The sequence below is a fragment of the Leptolyngbya sp. GGD genome, from assembly GCF_026735145.1.
Lineage (GTDB): Bacteria > Cyanobacteriota > Cyanobacteriia > Leptolyngbyales > Leptolyngbyaceae > Leptolyngbya > Leptolyngbya boryana.
The window spans coordinates 210528-233809 of sequence record NZ_JAPQKE010000007.1 but is presented as its reverse complement, the minus strand read 5'-3'; the positions used below and the strand labels follow the sequence as shown (position 1 = coordinate 233809).

22 protein-coding genes are annotated in these 23282 nt (G+C 45.7%); 15 read left to right on the top strand and 7 right to left on the bottom strand.

What is annotated here, in order from left to right:
* Positions 1-6 precede the first annotated feature (6 nt).
* The 11 genes from OU814_RS25630 to OU814_RS25580 all read left to right on the top strand — a co-directional run bounded on the left by OU814_RS25630 (position 7) and on the right by OU814_RS25580 (position 9808).
* Positions 7-1131: a glycosyltransferase family 4 protein gene (locus OU814_RS25630; RefSeq protein ID WP_268242534.1), complete on the top strand. Its 1125-nt coding sequence runs from the start codon at positions 7-9 to the stop codon at positions 1129-1131.
* 3 nt (positions 1132-1134) lie between these two features.
* Complete coding sequence (locus tag OU814_RS25625) at positions 1135-2331, top strand: glycosyltransferase (protein ID WP_268242533.1); 1197 nt, start codon at positions 1135-1137, stop codon at positions 2329-2331.
* A 22-nt stretch (positions 2332-2353) separates the two neighbouring features.
* Positions 2354-3109 carry a glycosyltransferase family 2 protein gene (locus OU814_RS25620; RefSeq protein WP_268242532.1) on the top strand — a complete coding sequence of 252 codons (756 nt, stop codon included), beginning with the start codon at positions 2354-2356 and terminating at the stop codon, positions 3107-3109.
* 59 nt (positions 3110-3168) lie between these two features.
* Positions 3169-3735 (top strand): YdcF family protein, encoded by a 567-nt coding sequence (locus tag OU814_RS25615; protein ID WP_268242531.1) that lies wholly within the window; start codon positions 3169-3171, stop codon positions 3733-3735.
* Between the two features lie 12 nt (positions 3736-3747).
* A complete protein-coding gene (locus OU814_RS25610; RefSeq protein WP_268242530.1) occupies positions 3748-4314 on the top strand; it encodes a YdcF family protein in 567 nt (188 codons plus the stop codon).
* Between the two features lie 11 nt (positions 4315-4325).
* A complete protein-coding gene (locus OU814_RS25605) occupies positions 4326-5381 on the top strand; it encodes a hypothetical protein (protein ID WP_268242529.1) in 1056 nt (351 codons plus the stop codon).
* A gap of 19 nt (positions 5382-5400) precedes the next feature.
* A complete protein-coding gene (locus OU814_RS25600) occupies positions 5401-5985 on the top strand; it encodes a WcaF family extracellular polysaccharide biosynthesis acetyltransferase (RefSeq protein WP_268242528.1) in 585 nt (194 codons plus the stop codon).
* A complete protein-coding gene (locus OU814_RS25595; RefSeq protein WP_017285603.1) occupies positions 5982-6737 on the top strand; it encodes a glycosyltransferase family 2 protein in 756 nt (251 codons plus the stop codon). Before OU814_RS25600 ends, OU814_RS25595 begins: the two co-directional genes overlap by 4 nt.
* Complete coding sequence (locus OU814_RS25590; RefSeq protein WP_268242527.1) at positions 6734-7675, top strand: UDP-glucose 4-epimerase family protein; 942 nt, start codon at positions 6734-6736, stop codon at positions 7673-7675. Before OU814_RS25595 ends, OU814_RS25590 begins: the two co-directional genes overlap by 4 nt.
* A 71-nt stretch (positions 7676-7746) precedes the next feature.
* Positions 7747-8790, top strand: a complete 1044-nt coding sequence (locus OU814_RS25585) for an MraY family glycosyltransferase (RefSeq protein ID WP_268242526.1) — start codon at positions 7747-7749, stop codon at positions 8788-8790.
* 316 nt (positions 8791-9106) lie between these two features.
* Positions 9107-9808, top strand: a complete 702-nt coding sequence (locus tag OU814_RS25580) for a response regulator transcription factor (protein WP_017285600.1) — start codon at positions 9107-9109, stop codon at positions 9806-9808.
* Positions 9809-10001: 193 nt separating this feature from the next.
* On the opposite strand, the gene OU814_RS25575 is transcribed toward OU814_RS25580, so the two are convergent.
* Complete coding sequence (locus OU814_RS25575) at positions 10002-11522, bottom strand: hypothetical protein (RefSeq protein ID WP_268242525.1); 1521 nt, start codon at positions 11520-11522, stop codon at positions 10002-10004.
* A 170-nt stretch (positions 11523-11692) separates the two neighbouring features.
* Here OU814_RS25575 and OU814_RS25570 point away from each other — a divergent pair, with 170 nt between their 5' ends.
* The 4 genes from OU814_RS25570 to OU814_RS25555 all read left to right on the top strand — a co-directional run bounded on the left by OU814_RS25570 (position 11693) and on the right by OU814_RS25555 (position 15911).
* Positions 11693-12619, top strand: a complete 927-nt coding sequence (locus OU814_RS25570) for a glycosyltransferase family 2 protein (RefSeq protein WP_017285598.1) — start codon at positions 11693-11695, stop codon at positions 12617-12619.
* On the top strand, positions 12616-13212 hold the full coding sequence (gene hpsU / locus OU814_RS25565; protein ID WP_268242524.1) for a hormogonium polysaccharide biosynthesis acetyltransferase HpsU: 597 nt from the start codon (positions 12616-12618) through the stop codon (positions 13210-13212). The genes OU814_RS25570 and hpsU overlap by 4 nt, the downstream gene beginning before the upstream one ends.
* 205 nt (positions 13213-13417) lie before the next feature.
* Complete coding sequence (locus OU814_RS25560) at positions 13418-14335, top strand: NAD(P)-dependent oxidoreductase (protein ID WP_268242551.1); 918 nt, start codon at positions 13418-13420, stop codon at positions 14333-14335.
* A 70-nt stretch (positions 14336-14405) separates the two neighbouring features.
* Complete coding sequence (locus OU814_RS25555; protein WP_268242523.1) at positions 14406-15911, top strand: aldehyde dehydrogenase family protein; 1506 nt, start codon at positions 14406-14408, stop codon at positions 15909-15911.
* A 135-nt stretch (positions 15912-16046) separates the two neighbouring features.
* On the opposite strand, the gene galK is transcribed toward OU814_RS25555, so the two are convergent.
* The 6 genes from galK to OU814_RS25525 form a co-directional block, all read right to left on the bottom strand.
* Positions 16047-17132 (bottom strand): galactokinase, encoded by a 1086-nt coding sequence (gene galK / locus OU814_RS25550; protein ID WP_268242522.1) that lies wholly within the window; start codon positions 17130-17132, stop codon positions 16047-16049.
* A 10-nt stretch (positions 17133-17142) separates the two neighbouring features.
* Positions 17143-18306 carry a M24 family metallopeptidase gene (locus OU814_RS25545; protein ID WP_268242521.1) on the bottom strand — a complete coding sequence of 388 codons (1164 nt, stop codon included), beginning with the start codon at positions 18304-18306 and terminating at the stop codon, positions 17143-17145.
* Positions 18307-18385: 79 nt separating this feature from the next.
* Positions 18386-19486, bottom strand: coding sequence for a galactose-1-phosphate uridylyltransferase (gene galT, locus OU814_RS25540; RefSeq protein ID WP_017285592.1), 1101 nt, complete (start codon positions 19484-19486; stop codon positions 18386-18388).
* 3 nt (positions 19487-19489) lie between these two features.
* A complete protein-coding gene (gene galE / locus OU814_RS25535; RefSeq protein WP_268242520.1) occupies positions 19490-20554 on the bottom strand; it encodes a UDP-glucose 4-epimerase GalE in 1065 nt (354 codons plus the stop codon).
* 61 nt (positions 20555-20615) lie between these two features.
* Positions 20616-21812: a UDP-galactopyranose mutase gene (glf, locus tag OU814_RS25530; RefSeq protein WP_268242519.1), complete on the bottom strand. Its 1197-nt coding sequence runs from the start codon at positions 21810-21812 to the stop codon at positions 20616-20618.
* A complete protein-coding gene (locus tag OU814_RS25525) occupies positions 21805-23070 on the bottom strand; it encodes a glycosyltransferase family 1 protein (protein ID WP_268242518.1) in 1266 nt (421 codons plus the stop codon). The genes glf and OU814_RS25525 overlap by 8 nt, the downstream gene beginning before the upstream one ends.
* Between the last annotated feature and the right edge of the window lie 212 nt (positions 23071-23282).

Sequence of the window (23282 nt, the reverse complement as noted above, 5' to 3'; positions counted from 1 at the left end):
GATATCATGTCTAGAAAATCCATCTGTGTGCTATTCAATAATTATGGTCCTTACCACTTCGCGAGAGTAAATGCCTTTCATCATCTTTACAGCGAAATGATTCAATGTGTTGGTATTGAATTAGCGCGCTCTGAAAAGGACTATGCTTGGAAAACATCGAAGGAAGAAGCGGATTTTCCTTTTGTCTCAGTCATTCCAGATCGCTCATTGCAGACAGTCAGAGTGAATCAATTGTTTGCTGCTGTTCATCGAACGCTCTCTCAGGTTAATCCAGATGTCGTTGCGATCGCAGGTTATTTTCAACCTGGAATGTTAGCTGCACTCAGTTGGAGTCGTTTACATCGGAAGCCTGTAATTCTCTTATCTGCTTCTAAAGAAGATGATGCTCCTCGCACTGGAATTAAAGAGCAATTGAAGCGACGATTAATTCACCAGTATCAAGCAGCATTAGTCGGAGGGCAGCCGCAGAAACGATATCTACTGAAGTTGGGAATACCTGAAAATCGAATTTTTCTAGGCTATAACGTGGTGGGCAATGAAGTATTTCATCCGGATCGATTGCGATCACTTCCCAATCCAGTAAAAGCTCCCTTCTTCCTATCGATCAATCGGTTTATCGAGAAAAAAAATATTCCAAATCTCATTACGGCTTACGCTGCGTATGTTGAAAAAACTTCGGAACCGTGGGATTTAGTTTTATGCGGTGACGGAGAACTGAGACCTCAGATTGAAGCACAAATTCAGGCAGAAGGATTAAGCGATCGCGTTCATCTTCCTGGTTTTCTTCAGCAAGCGGAACTCATGCCCTATTTTGCTCATGCCAACTGCTTTATTCATGCCAGCTATCAAGAGCAGTGGGGATTAGTTGTGAACGAAGCTATGGCGGCAGGACTTCCGGTACTGGTGTCCAATCGATGTGGATGTTTTGAAGATTTAGTGATTGAAGGCGTGAATGGTTGGGGCTTTGATCCTAACAGTGTCGAACAGATGCAGCAGTTCATGAGCACAGTTAGTTCAGATGTAAATTATGCCAAAACAATGGGAGGAGCCGCACTGAGACACATTGAAAAGTTTTCTCCAAACTATTTCGCTCAGGGCTTGCACCAAGCAGTTGAATCCGTATTGAAGTAGAACATGAAAATTTTAATTGTTATTCCTGCGATCGGTCTTGTGTATGGCGGGACATCGAAATTAGTTTTAGAGCTTGCTCAAGCTTTGGGCGATCGAGCACTTCAAATCGATGTCGTGACCACAGACGCGAATGGGGCAACCAACTTAGATGTGCCGCTCTGCACTTGGCAGCAAGAGAAATCTTATCGAATCCAATATTTTCCGCGCTGGCGGTTGAGTGAATATAAATTCAGCTACCCGCTCACAGCTTGGTTGTTTCAGCATCTTCGCGACTATGACTTAGTTCATACGATTTCGCTATTTACTTATCCAGTTGCGATCGCACATTGGTTATGCCAACTGTACAAGATTCCCTATATTGTCAATCCTCAAGGAATGTTAGACCCGTGGGCATTGAACTACAAAGGCTTCAAGAAAAAAGCATACTATACTTTAATCGAGCGTCCAATTCTGCGAAAAGCGAGTGTGATTCAGATGCTTTCTCAAGCTGAAGCCGATGGGATTCGACCTTTATCTTTGCCCGCTCCATTAAAGATTATTCCAAACGGTGTCCATCGACAGGACTTCGATCCGCTCCCTGACTCTGAACTGTTCTATCAAGCCTTTCCAGAGTTGCGAGGTAAATCATTAATCTTATTTTTAGGGCGGATTGACCCAAAAAAAGGGTTAGATCTCTTAGCTCCCGCTTTTGCTCAAATTCATGCAGAGTTTCCCAATACTCATTTAGTCGTAGCAGGACCTGACAACACTGGATTTTTACCAACTGCACAATCTTACTTCGAGCAATCTGGAGTTCTTGAAGCCGTCACCTTTGCTGGAATGCTCACTGGAACACTAAAACATGCAGCATTAGCAGCAGTCGATTTGTATGTCGCTCCGTCTTATTCCGAAGGCTTTAGTCTATCGATCCTTGAAGGAATGGCAGCGGGATTGCCTTGTGTGTTTACAACTGGGTGTAATTTTCCAGAAGCTGCGATCGCACAAGCCGCAAAAGTGGTCGAAATCGATGCGGATGAGATCGCACAAGCGATGCGACGACAGTTTGCCTATCCTGAAGCTGCAAAAGCGCTTGGAGAACGTGCCCGTCATTTAATTTTTCAGCACTATACCTGGGATCAAATTGCCGGAACGTTGCACCAAGCTTATCTTGATATTCTTGATCGAAAAAAACATGCCCTTAGCTCACAACCTGTCTCATGAACAGTCTTCAGAGGTTCGTCTCATGGAAGTTACTCCTTTGATCCTGACTTACAACGAAGCTGCTAATATTGGTCGAACACTGGAACAGTTGACTTGGGCGAAGCGAATTGTCGTCATTGATAGTGGGAGTACCGATGAGACATTAGACATTTTGAGGGCTTATCCTCAAGTTGAGATCTTTACCCGACCGTTTGATACGCACGCCAACCAGTGGAACTATGGCTTAGATAAAGTGGAGTCAGAATGGGTGCTTTCTCTAGATGCAGATTATGTGCTGTCCCCTGAACTGATTGAAGAGATTCGATCACTGTCCACCGATACGCCGATCAATGGATTCTTCATTCGATTCAAATATTGTGTCTTCGGTAAACCCTTACGAGGAACGCTTTTACCACCCCGACAAGCGCTATTTCGACGCGAGAAAGCGAACTACTTTGATGACGGTCATACTCAACAGCTTGAAGTGCAAGGCAAATCTGGTTTTTTGAAGGCACCGATTTATCACGACGATCGTAAACCCTTGGCGCGCTGGCTCTGGGCACAAGATCGCTATATGGTACTGGAGGTGAAAAAATTACTAGCGACACCGACTCATGAACTGAGTTTGGGCGATCGTATTCGGAAAACCAAAATTCTCGCGCCGTTTGTCATTTTGATTTACTGTCTGATTCTCAAAGGTGGAATTCTTGATGGTTGGGCAGGATGGTATTACACTTTTCAGCGTGTTCTAGCTGAAATTTTGTTATCGATTCATTTGATCCAAGCAGAGAAAGGTTAACAAAATTGCGAAAATCGGTAAACTGAGGTCAAGGGTTCTACCAGTGATCAGGGTCTACCGTGTTAATTCGTTCTCGACTGCTTCGGTGCATTGCCTCCGTTGGCATTCTGCTTGGGTTGGGATATGTCCCGGCTCGACTGGCGATCGCTCGCCAGCAATCCCCCACGCCCGAAATGATTCTTATCTTGGGGGGAAGTTCCGATCGAGAAGAATACACCGTCAACCTCGCCCGACAGTATCCCTCGCTCAAAATCTGGGTATCTAGCGGCTCTCCAGATGCCAAACGCATTTTTCAGCACTCAGGCATTCCGAGATCGCGCTTGTATTTTGACACTCGTGCCACCGATACCGTCACCAACTTTACAACCGTGATCCCCGACTTGAAGCGACGTGGAATTCAGCACGTTTATATTGTGACTTCTGATTATCATATGCCGCGAGCCGAAGCGATCGCGACCGTTGTTTTCGGTAGTCAGGGGATCACCTTTACGCCAATCCGAGTGGTCGGAGAACAGCGCCAAGAATCAAAACTGAGAGTGATGCGCGATGTTGGGCGTTCTGTGCTGTGGCTGATAGCTAGAAAAACAGGGGCAAGTCTTCGAGGTCGATTGCCTGCTATTAAATAGATTGCCGATTCGATGAGAGGTAATAATTTGAAACCGTCTCGACGGGCTGTACTGCTCGCTTTAGTGGGAATTTTGTGCTGTTTAGGGAGCTATTTTCCAGTGAGACTTGCAATCGCACGTCATTTCGCGCCAGTTCCAAAGTTGATTCTCGTTGTGGGTGGAACACCCGATCGTGAACAAAAAGCCGCTCAGCTTGCCCGTGAATATCCGAATTTAGACGTTTGGGTGTCTTCTGGAAGCTCGGAGGCGCAGCAAATTTTCACGAAAGCAGGCATTAATCAATCGAGGCTGTATCTGGATAACCGAGCCACAGATACAGTTAGCAACTTCACGACGATGGTCGATCTGCTTAAACAGCAGCACATTCCGCATGTTTTTCTTGTGACTTCTGATTTTCATTTAGCGCGATCTACTGCAATTGCCACGGTTGTTTTTGGCAGTGAAGGAATTGCGTTTACTCCGGTTGCTGCTTATAACCCCTACTATCCACCAGAATCGCAGTTGCGAATGGTGCGAGATGTGGGACGCGCACTGCTATGGCTTGGAACTGGGCGAACTGGCTCAAGTTTGAAACCTTAATGAATTGACTTATGCAACGATTAAGACTGCTCACATTCTTACTGCCGATTTGCTTTTTGGCTGCCTGTAGTCAGCCATCAAACTTTGCGGAAGCGCGATCGCAATCGGGATCGACCAAAGTTGCAGCCCGAACCTTTACTTGGAATGATCGCCGCGCGATTGGTACGATCTTTCTCGGAAATAGCCCTGCCTATGCTCCGAACAATCCGCGAAAATGGCTGAACTCAAAAGATCTAAATCTCTTTACCCCAGCCGGAAAAACAGAATTCCGAAAGCGTATGATGGGACTCGCTGCCTACTCGATTCACCATTTGCGACAAATCAATGCTCAAGGTGTAATTGTTTTTGATGTCGAAGGAATTGAAGCGGCAGATGGGGCATATACCTGGGTAGGTGATCCAAGACTGCTCGAGGAACGCGCACCGGAAATGGATGAGATTGCCGACGAATTTTTTCAGAAGTTCAAAGATGCGGGCTTACGCGTGGGGGTGACAATTCGATCTCAGTTTATGTATCCTTACCAAACTCCTTTGCCGCCTCGTTGGTGGGAAAAAGATAAGAACATTGCTCACTACTGGTCTTATAAAACCAAAGAAGATGCAGTAAAAGGAATTAGTGAGAAAATTGCCTATGCAAGAAAGCGGTGGGGAGCAACGCTTTTCTATATCGACTCGAACAATGATAAATGGTCGGATGTAATTGCGAAAGTCCAGCAACAATTTCCAGATAGCTTGATCATTCCAGAGCACACTAATAATAATCCAGACTATCTTGCATTTTCTGCACCTTTAGAGCGGGTTGATGCCTGGAAATACGATGTGAATCGTGAACACCGAGAACAACATCCTCAAGGATTCAAAGCAGTGCTGATTCGAGATCCGAAGCAATTTGAGCAGAAGTATCGTATTTCTCTATATGACTATCTCTTGCCTAAAGTGCAGGTTGGAGATGTGTTGATGATTAATGTTTGGTATCCGGAGCCTTATCAGCAAGTGGTGCAGAAAGTCTACCGCGATGTCTATGGCGATCGTTGTTGTACCTGGAATCCAAAAAATCGTCGTTCGTAATTGTTTTATCAGAATTATTGTGACCTTCATTCACCTCGATCAATACACAATTCAAGATTATTCTCCCGGCGCACCTGCTTGGAAACAATTGCTTTGGTTTTTCATCGGAGATCCGATCGTCCGAAGTCGATTGCTCCCGATCTCTAGTCTCAAAGTTAGGGTACTCCGATCGTTTGGCGCATCGATCGGGCAAGGTGTCCGAATTAAACCGGGAGTCCAAGTAAAATTTCCGTGGCGATTGACGATCGGGAATCATTGCTGGATTGGAGAAAACGCCTGGTTTGATAATCTTGCTCCGATTGTTTTAGAGGATCATATCTGTGTGTCCCAATCGGTTTATTTCTGTACTGGTAATCACGATTGGACAGCTTCAACTTTTGATTTGCGAGTTGCACCCATTACCGTAAAATCTGGCGCTTGGTTAGCCGCACGATCGACGATCGCTCCCGGTGTTGAAATTGGCGAAGGCTCGGTTCTGAGCTTGGGAAGCGTTGCTGTAAAATCACTGACTTCTTGGACCATCTACGCGGGCAATCCTGCGGTTGCGATTAAACCTCGCGCTATCAAAGAGCAAAGCTTTTCTTCTAGTCTGTTAAACCCATGAAAGTTTCTATCATTACTGTTACCTACAATGCTGCTGCCACGATTCGAGACACGATCGAATCCGTTCTTGCTCAGGATTACCCCAATATTGAACACATCATTATTGATGGAGCATCCAAAGATAATACGGTCGAAATTGTTCAATCTTATGGCGATCGCATTGCTCGATTTGTCTCAGAACCCGATCGCGGCATGTATGACGGAATGAATAAAGGCATCAAGCTCGCGACAGGCGACGCGATTGCAATTCTGAATGCAGATGATGTGTATCTCAATTCACACGTTATTTCCACGATCGTCAATCAGTTCGAGCAGCACCAAGTCGATTCTGTATTTGCAGATCTCGTATACGTGAAGCATGACGAGCCAGATAAAATCGTGCGCTACTACAGTTCTGCCCATTTCCATCCGGATAAATTTGCTTATGGTTGGATGCCTGCTCATCCGACTTTTGTCGTAAAACGATGGGCATTTGATCGCTATGGTTTTTTCAAAACCGATTATAAGATTGCAGCAGACTATGAACTCTTGATTCGATTTCTGGCAATTCATCAAATGAGCTATCACTACATTCCACAAGTTCTCGTCAAGATGCGGACTGGAGGAGCTAGCACTGCAAATCTCTCAAGCAATTGGATTCTGAACCGAGAGATCGTTCGAGGATGCCTAGAAAATGGCATCCAAACAAACATGACCAAGGTTCTGTCTAAATACTTTGTTAAGGTCTTTCAACTCGTCGCACGCCCCGCATGAACTTTTTGATTACTGGCGCAACTGGCTTTGTTGGCTCAGCCCTCTGTCAGCTTTTAGAACATTCAGAACATACCGTTTATGGCGTAGTTCGCAGTGATGCAGTGTTATCTCCCTCTGTAACACCAATTTTAGTCTCCTCGATCGCAGAATTGGATGATCATCCCATCCTGCCTCAAATCGATGTTGTCATTCACCTTGCAGCCCGAGTCCATCAGATGAACGATACTGCGGCTGATCCCTTGAGTGAATTTCGGGCAGTCAATACTGAAGCGACCAAATCGCTCGCGATCGCTGCTGCTACTGCTGGAGTCAAACGCTTTGTCTATCTCAGTTCGATTAAAGTCAACGGAGATGGACAAGCATCACCTTACACCGAGCGCAGTACGCCTCAACCTGCTGATGCCTATGGCATCAGTAAATGGGAAGCAGAATGTGCGCTCAATGAGATTGCAGCCACCACTGATTTAGAGATTGTAATTTTGCGCCCCCCATTAGTTTATGGAGCAGGGGTCAAAGCGAATTTTCTCAACTTGATGAACCTAGTCAAAACAGGCATTCCACTCCCGCTCGGTGGAATTCACAACCAGCGGAGTCTAGTCTATGTCGGCAATTTAGTGGATGCGATCGTCACTTGCGCCACACATCCTCAAGCCGCTGGACAGACGTTTCTTGTCAGTGATAGCACAGACGTTTCTACCCCAGAACTCGTTAGAAAAATTTCGGAATCGATGCGGAAACCTGTCCGGTTGATGCCAATCTCGCCTGTAATACTAACTAACCTCGCCCGGATCTTGGGTAAAACGGCAACGCTTGATCGTTTATTTGGTTCACTGACGATCGATAGTTCAAAGCTTCGCCAGACTCTTAACTGGCAGCCTCCGTTTACCCTCGAACAAGGTCTGGAACAAACTGCGAGAGGGTTCCAAGATACACACTGACTTGTTGAAGTAAAAAAAGCTGAAGGGGTCTATCTAAAAGCGGCTCAAAAAATCGTTTCGGTTTCGTTCCTATGAATATTTTTCCCAGTCTGCTACTGGCAAGTGGTGGCTTGAGTTTTGTGCTAGTCGCCTCGATTAGACAGTATCTCAGTCAGTATCTTCTTGATGTGCCAAACCATCGCAGTTCGCATACTCAACCGACACCCCGTGGAGGAGGACTTGGGTTTGTGATTGCATTTGCTCTCGTGAGCGCTATGCTAGCGTGGCTGGATTGGCAAACCTTCACTGCTAGCAATGCGTTATTCATTTGGGCGGCTTTAATTCCGTTAATTATTGTTGGCTTTTTCGATGATCGCGGTGATGTTCCCGCTCAAATTCGCTATCTTGTACAACTTAGCTCTGCTGGAATTGCGATCGCAGCGTTTAGTCCTTTTCCTCAACCTTGGCTAGCTCCACTGGGCATGGTTGGAGCGATGCTTGCGATTGCATTAACCATGATTGGGATGACTGCGCTGATCAATTTCTATAACTTTATGGATGGGTTAGATGGATTAGTCGCAGGCGTATCTTTTGTGCAATTCACGTACTTAGCGATCGAATATAACCAGCCAATGCTCGCGCTGCTGGCGATTTCATTGCTCGGCTTTCTCTGGTGGAATTGGTCACCTGCCAAAATTTTCATGGGGGATGTCGGCAGTACTGTTTTGGGCGCGATGATTGCAATCTCGCTGCTAAATCAGTCTGGGGATGCGGTGCAGGCTTGGTCATCTTTAGCGATTACATTACCACTGATTGCAGATGCGATTTACACGCTGATTCGGCGTGTGATTCGGAAAGAGAATATCTTTCAGCCGCATCGCACTCACCTTTATCAGAGACTACAGCAATCGGGCTGGAACCACGCTCAAGTTGCTAGCACTTATATTCTGGTCACGCTTGCGATCGCGCTGAATTTACATTTTCTACAGGAATTTGGAGCATGGCTCAGTTTGAGCGAAGTTGTCTGTGCGATCGCGCTTGGAGAAAGATATCTGAGCCATCAGCAAGGCATCAAAATGCGAACGGTAATCTATTCGTCTGTTCGGAACTTAATTATGGGAACCCGAGCTGGATGACGAAAAAATAGTCAGATTGAGCAGTGTTTAACGAGATGGAGAGAGATACAGTCAGTAATTTTGCTGAAATCTTCTATGATCTCTCTCAATCTCTTTCACAAAAGCTTAAAGAAATTACGAAAAGATACTGAAATTGGTCAAGTTCTTGTGTAGGATGTACTGTATAGCGATTAAGTTTGACGAAAGTAAATTTGCAAACCTTGATCGATAGGCTTCAAAGGGGTTGATCTACAAGGGCAAGTTCGACAGATTTGCTCTCATCGCTTCGGCAGAGAAAGCGGATTGCTAGCCAGTGCAGTTTACCTTGGGATAGTCAATGAACAGTGTTTTAGTGATCGAAGACGATCAAGAAATCTTAGAAAATATTGAAGAGATTCTAGAGCTTCAAAGTTTCCAAGCACTGACGACGAGTAGTAGTGTTGCCGGGTTGCAATTGGCGAAAGAAGCACTGCCGAGCCTTGTGATCTGTGATGTCGTCATGCCTGAAATGGATGGCTATACGGTGTTGAGCGAATTACGTCAGCAGGCTGAAACGGCAACGATTCCGTTTATTTTTCTGACCGGGCGTTCTGAGCGCACAGATGTGCGAATGGGAATGGAATTGGGCGCAGATGATTATCTGACCAAGCCTTTTACTCAAGAAGAACTGATCGGCGCGGTGCAGAGTTGCTTAAATAAGTACGATCGCTTAACTCGTCAGTCTGAGGCACAAGCACAAGCTGCCCAATCCATTGAGAAGCAACTCCAAACCAGTCAAGAGCTAGCTGAGATGAATAGTATGCTGTTGCAGAAGCTATCCCAAGGCTTACGGCATCCTGTCTCGAATATTACGATCGCGACTTATATGTTGAAACAACATATCTCTGATCAAGATCTCGATCGCTATATTGCAATCTTAGAAGAAGAATGTGCTCGCAGTACATCGCTGTTGAATGAAGTTTCAGGATTGCAAGAGTATTTGAATCCATCAAAGATTAATTTGCTGCGCGGTAAGTTAAAGCTTCGGATTCCACTGTAGGACTTAGACAAATAAATTTGAGCAATTCTGAGCCTCAATGTGAAACTCCAAATTTTGCAAAATGTCGGAGTTCCTGCTGCGCTCGATATAGCACTCCTGTTTGATTGACAAGATCTTGCAAGTTGGGAAATGGAGAAAGTTGCTACCCACTTCCCTATTTCCCCAACTTTCAACCGATTGAGCACTACGATCTCTATAGTGTGCTATCTTCCGCCATTGCCTTTAAGTGGAAGCTTTCCGTTCTAGCTGCGGGTTTGCCAGCAATCCAATCGATGAAGAACTCTGAAAGCCGATCGTTTTCATACAAATCGTGCATGAGCGAAATTGGAGCGCTGTAAAGCTGATCGCTCTTAAAGATCGCTTCCCAATCTAAGTTAATTTGGCGAACGACACCGACTTTTTGCATCACTTTGAGGAACTCATAGGCAATGAGTCCTTGCCCGATCGCGGAAGGATGAACACCATCTAAGCTAAACAATCCACCTTGCTTTAAGTGTCCTTGCTGATCAGCATGATAATACTTCGTATTCACAGGTGGATACTTAAAGTTGAAATAGTCTGGAAATTGATATTTGACCTGCCCCGCATTTCGCTTAAATGCAATGTCCTGAAGTGCTTTTGAAAGATCAACAATGTGATAGCGCGGTTGAGAATAGTTTTGATTCTTTTGCGCGACCAGCTTCTTAATGGTTTGATTGTATTGCCGAATGCAGTTATCGATATACACTGCATCATTCAAAGTTAAGAATACTTGTTTCCCTTTGCGAACTGCCTCTTCTTCTCGGAAGAAGTAACTGTAGTACTTATAGTAAATATAGCTTTCTTGACTATCACTGAAATCTGTCTCAACCTCAATTTTCATCGTCTCTCCAAATCCTTTCGCAAGTGGTGCGATCGTCACGAGCGGAACGGTTCCCACAAAGACGTTAAAATTTTGATTGCGACTGTTCTGCATGATCTGATCAACGCGATCGAGAAGCTCAGCATACTCTACTGCAAAATCATTGGGATGCCAAAGGTTCCAAGCTTCGCGCTGTTCGCGGGAGAGCGATAAGAGCGATCTCGAACCTGTCCCTGGTGTTTGGTTAATGCTCAATCCCAATACTGTTCCCAACGCATTGTTCGCACCAAGCCACAAGAGTAAATTTTCAACTCCTTCTTGAGTCGCATGATGTCTTAGCCATTCTAACTGAGTGTACTGGTCGAACTGAGGTTTCAGTGAAGGATTGAGGACTTTAAGCGCAGTCCGATAAAACGTTGCACTGGGAAATCCAAACGTATTGTCTTTTTTCTCATTCGGATTGCTGTCAATCTCTGTTTTGCAGGTTTCAGCATTGACTAACCAAGCATCTGCAACATCAAATCCCTGAATTGCAACATTGTGATAAAACTCTACTCCGCTCGGATCAGGTTGGTTTTCAGCCCCCTGACCGCGCTCGTAGTAGTCTTCTACACTATCAATAATTTTTCCGAGTGGTTGTAAAACCGAGAGCCACTCAAACGCAGAAATATCTGTCCCGTATGTCTCCTGCAGTTGACGCAGAACATTCTCTAAATTCAACGGTAATCCGCCTGCTCCCCACAGCTTCGGATACCGATAATCAGTCAGTTTCATTGCTCGCGCAATCAGCGTTGAATAAGCAAGATCCGTTCGAGCAGCGGCTCCTGACATAAATCCTTGAGAAACACTATCGCCGATCGTGAATAGTTTCATAACCTACTCCTATCCGTGATTACCTCAATATCTATTCAAGCGAGTTTTCACCAGAAGATCGGGCGTTATTTACAAGAGTTTTTGGACAAGACTTTTGAGTGTGATCCCAAAATTGGATTGGGAATACTGGGAGCGACGTGGTTGCGTCAAGCCCTTTCTGCACCCGAATTATGTCTAGTCTCTCTAAACTCCCAGTTTCTGTTCTAATTCCCGCCCGTAATGAAGAAGCAAATTTGCCCGCTTGTCTAGAAAGTGTTGCGCGAGCGGATCAAGTGTTTGTCGTCGATTCGCAAAGTAGCGATCGCTCTGTGGAAATTGCAGAGAGCTATGGGGCGAATGTGGTGCAGTTTCACTTCAATGGACGCTGGCCGAAGAAGAAAAATTGGTCCCTGGAAAATCTTCCATTTCGCAATGAGTGGGTGTTGATTGTAGACTGCGATGAGCGGATCACACCAGAACTGTGGGATGAGATCGAGACTGCAATTCAAAATCCAGAGTACGAAGGGTACTATCTGAATCGCCGTGTGTTCTTCTTAGGACAATGGATTCGCTACGGTGGCAAGTATCCCGACTGGAATTTGCGCTTGTTTAAACATGCGAAAGGTCGCTACGAAAACCTCAGCACTGAAGCAATTCGCAACACGGGTGACAACGAAGTCCATGAGCATGTTGTCATGTCTGAGAAAGTGGGCTATCTGCAAAATGATATGCTCCACATTGACTTCAAAGATCTTTATCACTGGCTAGACCGACACAATCGCTATTCTAATTGGGAAGCGAAGGTTTACCTGAATTTACTCAATGGCAAAGACGATCAAGGAACGATCGGTGCAAATTTCTTTGGCGATTCGGTACAGCGCAAGCGATTTTTGAAGCGGATCTGGGTAAGATTGCCCTTCAAACCGACGCTCAGGTTCTTACTGGCTTATGTGTTCCGGCTTGGATTCCTAGATGGGAGAGCAGGTTATATCTATGCACGGTTGCTCAGCCAGTACGAGTTTCAAATTGGGGTGAAGCTGTATGAGCTACAGCAGTTTGGGGGAACGTTAAACACCCCGAAACCGAATCCAACTCCGATCGTACAGCCAGAATCATGACAAGTTTGAAAGGGTCTGCGATCGACATAGATGCGCCTCCGCTCGTCGATTTACATTGTTATGATCAATCCTGGTACGATCGCGGTCGTCCAGGCTGGTATGTCTTACTATGGTGGTTGGTTCAATCGATCGTATTTCCCATCACTCCTCAACCTTTGAATCAAGTTCGCTGTGCTGTGTTGCGACTATTTGGGGCAAAAGTTGGCAAAGGGGTGCTCGTTCGTCCGACGGCACGGTTTACTTATCCCTGGAAAGTTGAGATCGGGGACTATAGCTGGATTGGCGATAATGTCGTGTTTTATAGTCTCGATCGTATTTCGGTTGGTTCTCATTGTGTGATTTCACAAAAGAGCTATCTGTGTACGGGAAGCCATGATTTGAGCGATCGCGCGTTTGGACTTGTCACAAAAACGATTGAGATTGGGCATGGAGCCTGGATTGCGACAGATTGCTTTATTGCACCGGGAGTGCAGATTGGTTCCAATGCAGTGATTGGGGCGCGGAGCACCGTACTCAAGTCGATGCCAGCACAGTCTGTTTGCTGGGGTTCTCCTTGTCGATCGCACTATTTGCGAGAGATGCGAGTGCATTAGAGGAATCGCGAAGTATCCTATCGTTCTAGAGCATATTGATTCTGAGAATTGTGCAGAGAATTCCAGTTTCTCTCTCGTTCGTTAGAGGAGCAGAATCAATTGCGTCTCTAGGATGATCTGATGTCGCGTGAAAAGATTGCTCCTTTCCCGAAGTTTTCTGGACTCACTGCTTCAGTTGCTCCGAGAGTAATCTTTACGCAACAGGATTGCTTCAACCTCATGCAAGGACAATTTCATGGAACGAATTGCCTATTTAGGGCTAGGAACGATGGGTAGTGGTATGGCAGCTAATCTACTCAAAGCAGGATATTCTCTGACTGTTTGGAATCGCAGCCCAGAAGCCGGAAAGGCACTTGTCGAAAAGGGTGCAACTCAAGCAGAAACTCCTGCTCAAGCCGTCCAAGATGCGGATGTAATTTTCTATTGCCTTGCAAATGATCAGGTCGTTGAAGAAGTCGTCTTTGGACAGAATGGGATTTTATCGAATGTGAGATTGGGACAAATCGCGATCGACCAAAGTACCGTGCATCCCAGTACATCTCAGCGTCAAGCCGCAGCTTATGCAGAAAAACAAGTTGAGTTTCTAGATGCTCCAGTGTTTGGGAGTAAAAACGAATCGGCGGCAGGTGGATTGTGGATTGTAGTTGGCGGAAAACGAGCAGTCTTCGATCGTGTGCAGCCGATGCTCAATGCAATGAGCGAATCTGTTCACTACATGGGCGACACAGGCAAAGGCGCATCAATGAAGCTTGTAGGTAATTCGATCGTAGCAACTCAAATCGAAGCCCTTGGCGAAGCACTGGTGCTAGCAACGAAAGCAGGACTAAATCCGAAAGATGTCTTAGACGTGCTACATCGGGTTGATTTTCGTTCTCCGCTGTTTGATGGAATGGGTCAGACCCTCATCGATCGCGATTTCACACCGAGCTTTGCACTCAAACATTTACTCAAAGATGCCAACTTGATTGCTCGATTTGCTCAAGATCTAAACGCTCCAACTCCTGCGGCAGTCGCCGTACGAGAAACCATCAAAGCCGCTGTAAATCAAGGATGGGGCGAAGAAAATGCGTCTGCATTTATCAAAATGCTGGAACTCGAAGCAGATGTAACGATTGCACCTTAAATTGCAGATTTCCATCACTTTTTAACCAATCATTTTTTGACTAATCACGTTTTAATCAGGAGAAGCTACCATGACTGCTACCGCTCCAAAACGCCCCCCTCAATCGACTGCACCTACTCCCTACACAGGTCTCGATTGCTTATTTATCGGTGGACGCTGGGTACAAGGTCGCTCTGAACACAAAGTTACTTTGATCGATCCTTATCGCAAAACCTCGATCGCTGAATTTCAAGCTGCGAGTGAACAAGACATTCAGGAAGCTTATCAAGCGGCGAAGAAAGCTCAAGTTGAGTGGGCACAGGCATTACCGAGTGAGCGATCACGAGTCATGCAGCGAGCTACCGAAATCATGAAAGCGCGTCAAGAAGAAATTGTCTCTTGGCTGATTCGAGAAGCAGGCAGCCCGCGCAATAAAGCGATGCTCGAATGGCAAGCGGCTTATGCGCTCATGCAGCAAGCGGTTGGAATTCCGTATCAAGCAGAAGGTCATGTGCTACCTGCTGACCTGCCTGGAAAAGAAAGTCGCGTGTATCGTCAACCTGTGGGCGTTGTTGGGGTTGTCAGTCCTTGGGATTTTGCGCTACACCTTGCGAATCGATCGATTGCTCCCGCGCTAGCACTCGGTAATGCAGTTGTGCAAAAGACACCTTCGACCACTCCGATTTCTGGTGGTTTAATCCTTGCCAAAATCTATGAAGAAGCAGGTCTTCCGCCGGGTGTGTTTAGTGTGATTGCTGGAAAAGCTAGTGAGATCGGTGATGTTTTTGTGACGCATCCGATTCCACGAGTGATTACCTTTACAGGTTCAACTAAAGCAGGGCGGCATATTGGACAACTCGCGATGAGTAGCCCAATTATGAAACGAGTGTCACTTGAACTCGGTGGAAGTAGTCCATTTGTTGTCTTAGATGATGCAGACCTAGAGCTTGCTGTGAATGCTGCGGTGTTTGGTAAGTTCTTGAATTCCGGTCAGATTTGTATGAGCATCAATCGCTTTGTGGTTGATCAGCGGGTGCATGATGAATTTGTCGATCGCTTTGTCGATCGAGTTCGCGCTCTTAAAGTCGGTGACCCGAATGATCCGGATACTGTGATTGGTCCAATCATTGATCAAGCTCAGCTAGATTCACTGCTAGAGCATATCGAATCGGCTCATCAAGAGGGTGCGCGTCAAGTGTTAGGCGGTGAACCAGAAGGATTAGTCCTACCGCCGCATGTCTTTGTTGATGTAAACAATGAAATGCGAGTGGCACGCGAGGAAATGTTTGGACCGATCGCTTCCATTTTGAAAGTGCGTGACGAAGCAGAAGCGCTACAGATCGCAAATGCGACTGAATATGGACTATCGAGTGCAGTATTCACTCGTGATGAAGGTCGAGGATTGCGGTTTGCACTGCAAGTCGAAGCAGGCATGACACACATTAATGATCAGACTGTGAATGATTTACCGAATGCACCGTTTGGCGGTGAGAAAAATAGCGGAATTGGTCGATTTGGAGGCAGTTGGGTGGTTGAAGAATTTACCACTGACCATTGGATCACAGTGCAACATACACCGCGTGTTTATCCTTTCTAGCTAAAGATCGTAGAGGATGCTTTAAAAGTAATTGTTGAGACGCATTTGCCTGCCCCGGAATGCATTCGGGGCGGAGGCAGGTCACACGTCGGAACCTTTGACGCACACTAATTTACCAATTTCTTAAAACACACTCTAAGGACGATCAACTAAGATTTTGCCAGTATAACCTGCGTTATGATAGAGATCGAGAACTGCTTGGATCGCATTTTTAAGCTCAGCATTAGAATCAATTAGAGCTACACAAGCTCCTCCAAATCCTGCACCTGTCAGTCTTGCTCCTAATACGCCTGGAGTCTCTTGCAGGATTGCGACCAGCATATCTAATCCTTCCACCGACACATCATAGTCATCTCGTAAGCTTGCATGAGACGCATTCATCAATTGCCCAAAACGTTGAGCAGATACCCCAAGGCGTGCTTCTAAAACCCGATTGTTTTCTGTAATGACATGACGCGCACGTTCTTGTAGCGGACTCGGTAAAGCAGCGATCGCGCTAACATCCTGAACATCTCTCAGCGCTGGAACACCGAGCAATCTTGCTGCTTCCTCACATTCTGACCGACGCTGATTGTATCCACTCCCTGCTAACGTGCGCGGAATCCCACTATCTATCACCAAAAATGTAGATCCTTCTGGAAATGGCAGTAATTCTCGATCGAGTGTTCGCGTGTCAAGAAATAAAAGATGCTCAGAATCAGCTAGGCTTGATGCCATTTGATCCATAATTCCACACTGTACGCCAGCGAAAGTTCGTTCTGCATACTGCCCAAACTGTGCAATCTGAACATCATCGATTTTGAGATTGAGAAGCGATCGTAATGCGCGTAGCATCGCCACTTCTAATGCAGCACTACTCGATAACCCAGAACCAATCGGAACAGAAGACGTGACAAAGATATTCAGCGGTGGAATAACTATACCTTGTTCTTCGATCGCACGAATACAGCCGATCACATAGCGACTAAAGCCTTGAGGAATTGGATCACGCGAAGAGAAATTGACTTGCTCTTCTAAATCGTGAGAGTAAATGTGAAATTGATCATCGGAGCTAGTTCCAAGGCAAACCGTAGTATGTTGGGGAATTGCTGTGGGCAGAACAAAGCCGTCATTGTAATCAGTATGTTCGCCGAGTAAATTCACTCGTCCGGGTGCGATCGCTTGCACATCTGGAGCAGTGTTAAAAATTTGCTCAAATGTAAATGTAGTGGCTGTACTCATATCAGTCAAACTAGATTCGTTCTAGAGGCAGAGGACGTTGTTGCTGATGCACTTCGATGCTATTCCAGTTTGGATCAAGGGTGAGATTTTCGAGATGATCATCTTCATGGAGCAAGAAGGTATCTTCGATTTTTGCTCCTGATAGACTGGGATTCCAAGCCATCGCTGTATTTGCAGCTAAGCGATCGCTTGTAGTCGGGGTTGCAATCACTTCACGGGATAAATACCCAGTTGTTCCACCCTGATGATGTTCACGAATCGCATTTGGATAACCATGCTGTTCGTATGCTTGTTGTAAAGTGAGATAAATCTGATCTAGGGGCGTTTCCACTTGACATTGATTGAGCGCCGCAGCTTCAATTTCTCGAACTTGATGGTGTAAGCTTGCTTCTGTCTCTGAGAGACGATCGAAGTAAACAAAGCGGGTGAGATTGGCATATAGACCGAATCCACGCGCACAAAAGACTAGCATCGCAGCTCGTCCAATTTTTTCTTGTTTAGGAAGCGTATGGCGATATTTTTGCAGACGTTGTTCTCCAGCAGCTAGAGTCAAAGCAGGATGAAGCCCTCTTGCCCAAAGAGCAGCGGCTCCTGCTCCTGCAAGCTGAACTTCTGTCCAATCGGGACGAGCCTGAGGTAGCACTTCGGTCATGGCTTCGCTAGCGAGTTGTCCAACTTGGCGATAGCGCTCGACTTCACTAGGCAACAGCGATCGTTTACGATTTACCAACGTATTCGGCAGAGATGTTTCTGCTAGGATAGGGCGATCGTTGAGAGTCATCAAGGGTAAATCACTGATGATTCGTCCGCCTTGAGTTGTCTCTCGCACAAAAGCTTCTCGAATATCGATCTCTGTCCAAGGGTTGACGGCGAACTGATAAGCAGATCCAGCAGGGATTTCTTCGTCTTGAAGCCGCTGAGCTTCGATTTCATCTGTCAAAATCCAAGCTCCGTCCAGAGTCACAAGTACTTCAGCAACACCTGTTTCAGCAGCTAGCAAAACCATATTCGAGCCGCCTGCTGTTGCCCAGGAAAACCAATCAATTCCGCGCAAGCGTAGACCGGTTGCATGAGTTTCATACAGCGCTTTACGCATCCAGCTTAGTTTTTGTTCGATCTCCGCATTGCGTTGCTGGCTGAGCGTTGAGGAATGGTTTCTGAGTTGGGTCTGCATCGTTATTCTCCCGGTTTTGAGGGTGTTCTCCTGATTTTGAGATACGGATCGCTGTCATTAGCTCTGTTCAAATATCCTCTTAAATCTTTACTCTCTCTTCTAGATGGACTGTCACAGCTTGTAGTTCTTTGACTTTATCTTCGGGAAGGGCATCATTCGCAAACATACCTGCTGCTAGTTCTGTGCCTGCTAGATATTTGAGTCGATCTGAGGTGCGGTAAGGCGGATAGAACTCTGCATGTAAGTGCCATTCAGGATGTGCTTGTCCATCTATCGGCGCTTGATACCACGCCATAAGGTAGGGAAACGATCGCTGCCACAAACCATCAAATTTTAACGTGACCGTTTTGAGCGCTCTTGCTAGCCCTTCACGCTGCTCAGGCGTTAAATCCATCAATGTTGCGACTGGTTCAATCGGAGCGACCCAAACTTCGTAAGGATAGCGGGCACAGACGGGAACAAACGCGATCGCAACTTCATCCCGATACAAAATTCGTTGATCATCCGCAATTTCTTGCTGAATGAGGTCTTGTAATAGTCCGCGCTGGTGGCTTTGATAGTAAGCTTGCTGCTGCTGTCCCATGCGAGCTGGAACAGGCGGCACAAAAGGATAAGCATAGATTTGCCCATGCGGGTGATGAAGTGTAACACCAACTTCGACTCCTTTATTCTCAAACGGGAGAACATATTGAATCTGAGGAACTTCGCTCAACACACGAGTGCGATCGCCCCAAACTTGGATGAGCAACTCTAAGTGATCTAATTCCAGCGATGCTAGGGAAGCTTGCGGATCTTGAGTGAAGACAACAACTTCGCAAGCACCATTCGCAGGGAGCGTTTCAACAATTTCATGCGGCGCAGTTGTTGCTGTGACTAGCATCGAAGGAAACCGATTTTCAAACACTGCGACATCATAGTTTCCTTGGGGTAACTCGGTTGGAAATTCAGGATCACGGGTTGGAGCTAGGGGATTGTATTCTGGAGGCGGCATAAAGGTTCGCCCTTGACGGTGGCTTGCATAACAGACCCACTCGCCGCGCAAGGGATGCCATCGCAGATGAGGATTTGCCTGAATCGGCTCAGGGCTTGGGCTAGGAGCAATGATGTTTTCAGCGATCGCATTTCGACTATAAAGGGTCAGTTTGCGACCATCCGGTTTGAGCAAAGTTTGAGAATACATACTCTATTGGCGCGCGAGGGTTTCGATAGACGGGGAAGACATCTCTTCTGATGCTGAAGTTATCTGATCAGGCTGTTGAGCATGTCGCTTTTGATGCCATTGCCACGCATGATTCAGAATACTCCGTAAATCAGCATATTGAGGCTGCCATTTTAGAATTTGGTGTGCTTTCTCACTGCTCCCAACTAGAATCGGCGGATCGCCTAGACGACGATCGCGTTCTATCACCTGAATCGGTCTTCCTGTTACCTGCCGCGCCGTCTCAATCACTTCCCGCACCGAGAAACCATTGCCATTGCCTAAATTGAATACATTACTATTTCCGCCATCGAGCAAGTATTTTAAGCCTAATACATGCGCTTGAGCTAAATCGCTGACATGAATATAGTCTCGAATGCAAGTTCCGTCAGGAGTGGGATAATTAGTACCCAGAATTGAAATCGATTTTTGCTGCCCTAGTGCAGCGAGCAAGACTAGTGGAATCAGATGCGTTTCAGGATCGTGATCTTCTCCCAATCGTCCATCGGGATCGGCTCCAGAAGCATTGAAATACCGAAAAGCGACTGACTTCAAGCCATAGGCAACATCAAAATCATGCAGGATGCGCTCTACCATCCACTTGGTCATCGCATAGGGACTAATCGGAGCTTGGGGATGCTCCTCAGTAATCGGAACAAACTCTGGAATGCCGTAAAGCGCGCAGGTGGATGAAAAAACAAACTGCTTGATTGATGCTGCCACCATTGCTTCAAGCAGCGTTAATGTACCGACAACGTTGTTGCGATAGTACTTAGCAGGATTGCTGACTGACTCACCAACTGCGATATCGGCTGCAAAGTGCATCACAGCTGATATTGCAGTTTCAGAAAACAAGCGATCGAGTAAAGGACGATCGTTTGTGTCTCCCACAATCAGCTTCACGTTCAATGTTTGTTCGACTAATTCTCGATGTCCATTCGATAAATTATCTAAGACAAGAACGTCGTAGCCTGCTTGCTGCAAGGCTAAAACAGCATGGGAACCAATATAACCAGCTCCACCCGTGACTAAAATGGTTGGGGATGACACAAGAGCCTCCTGAGCGATCGCTCAAATCATAGAATGATGAACCGGGCTAAGTAGCTAAGCTTTAAGTTGATGTCAATGCTTTGCCGCCATTTTTCTTAGTAGCAGAAAGATCTTGATCGGGTGCAAGTGCTTTTGGAGAAACTTGCACATCTTCAGGATGCCAGGTCGAACGCTCGGAAAGCTTCGCGTAGGTTGCCAAAGCTTGAGCAACAACTTGATCCATGTTGTAGTACTTATAAGTTGCTAATCGTCCTACAAAATGGACATTCGGTGTCGCATCTGTGATCGCTTTATATTTCTTGTAAATTTCAGCATTTTCGGGACGGGGAACCGGGTAGTAGGGATCGCCTTCTGCCTGCGGTAGCTCGTAAACAATACTGGTTTTAAGATGCTCTTGTCCAGTTAAGTACTTGAACTCAGTCACCCGAGTATAGGCATGTTCGTTTGGATAATTGATCACCGGAGCGGATTGGAAAAGAGGCTTATCGTGTGTTTCATGTTTGAATTCAAGCGATCGATAAGGGAGCTTACCAAAGCGATAGTCAAAGAATTCATCAACAGGTCCGGTATAAACAATTTCTCGATAGGGAATTACTTTCTGAATTTCCCGATAATCTACATTCAGCATTACCTTGATATTAGGATGTGTCAACATGTTCTCGAACATGCGAGTAAATCCATGCAGCGGCATTGCTTGATAGGTATCGGTGAAATAGCGGTCGTCGCGATTCGTTCGAGTTGGAACTCTGGCAGTCACCGATTTATCTAGTTCGGATGGATCCATACCCCACTGTTTGCGGGTATAGTTACGAAAGAATTTTTCATAGAGTTCTCGCCCAACCTTGCTCACGACCACATCTTCAGAAGTGCGAATATAGTCTTTCTGCTCTGCAACTGATGCAAAAAACTCTTCGACCTGAAATGAAGTAAGCTTTAGCCCATAAAGCTTATTGATTGTATCAAGATTGATAGGAATGGGAAGCAGCAAACCATCAACACTTGCAAGAACACGATGCTCATACGGTCGCCACGCTGTAAAGTTCGAGAGATAGTCAAACACGTCGCGAGAATTGGTATGAAAGATGTGCGGCCCATAGCGGTGAACTAAAATACCAGCATTATTGTAATGATCGTAAGCATTACCCCCAATATGATTTCTGCGATCGCAAATCAGGACTTTCTTACCTGACTGACTTGCTAATCGCTCAGCAATTACACTTCCTGCAAAGCCAGCACCCACGATCAGATAGTCAAACATTAGAAATTCTCCGAGAATTCAAAATCACAGTCTCAACTTGCTGCATCATTCCTGCCCAAGTCTGATCCCAAGACATTTGAGCCAGAAAAGCATCAACGTGTTCAGGCTGTCCCTGCTGCATCGCAAGCTCAATTTTTTCAATAAAGTCCTCGAGTCGATCGGCAATATGAACTAAGCCTTCTTGACCATAGGGACGAATCACATCACGAATCGAAGTCGAAACGACAGGCTTACCTGCTGCCAGATATTCTGGCGTTTTGGTTGGGCTGATGAACTGAGTTGATTCATTCAAGGCAAAAGGCAATAAGGCAACATCCCAGTTCGCAATATAGTGCGGCAATTCTTGATAAGATTTACTGCCTAAATAGTAAAGATTAGGGCGCTGAGGAAGAGAGTCTAAGTCTATTTTCGCAACGGGGCCAATGAATACCAGTTGCCAATCAGGTCGAGCTTCAGCAATGCCATCGACTAACTCTAAGTTCATGCGCTCATCGATTACACCATAAAACCCTAAGCGAGGATGAACAATACAAGCTTGATCTGGGGGATCAACGGTAATGCTTTTTGCTTGAGCAAAATGTGCGCCATCAATGCTGCTAGGAAACGCATGAAGATTAGAATGCTGATGTTGTTTTGCTTCGTACAGGCTTTGTCCTCCTGTAAAAACGACATCGGCCCGCTTGAATAGCTTTGCTTCCCATTCTCTCAGGGTCTTAGAAGCTCCTTTGAATGCCGATAGCTCATCCATGCAGTCATAGACAACACAGCATGCCTCAAGCTGCTCAGTGAATGATAGTGCGATCGGGGTATAGTACCAAAGAATTGGTGCAGCAATACTATACTCTTCAAATAGCTCATCGATCAGGGTTTGCAGCATTGCTGAAACCATCTCTTGGCTCATCCCTTTAGGCAAATGGGGAACAACAACCCAAACACCACACTCACGTCTGCTGGTTTCCAATCGCCAAGATGCACTCGATTCAAAAATCGGTTCTTCAATAAAGAAAGTTCTTCGTTGGGATGCACAGCGACTCAGGAGATGCTGAGGACGTTGATAGACAAAATCCCAACGTAAATGAGATAAACAGACCAGATCCGGTGTATTTAAATTAGCTGCATCCTCCTCAGAAACATCAAAATTAGAAGCCTGAAATTCTTTTGTTTTCAATGCATCTGTTTTCAATGCATCTGTAAGTTGCTTTTGCCTTATCTGGTTTGAACTAATATAGCCATCCAATCCTATGTTAAATGAGGACATAGATTCTTTGAGGTTTAAAAGGTTAAGTAGAGTATGATTACTACTTCAACAAAAGTAGATTGAACGCATTTGAATTGCTTCTGTCTAAAGAGATGAGATTGGTTGATCTAAAAGGGTAAAAAGACTCGAAAACCAATAAATAATTAAGCGCTTAATGTAAACAATAATGGTCATTCTTAATACATAAAAACTTTTTCTAATAGAAGACTAAA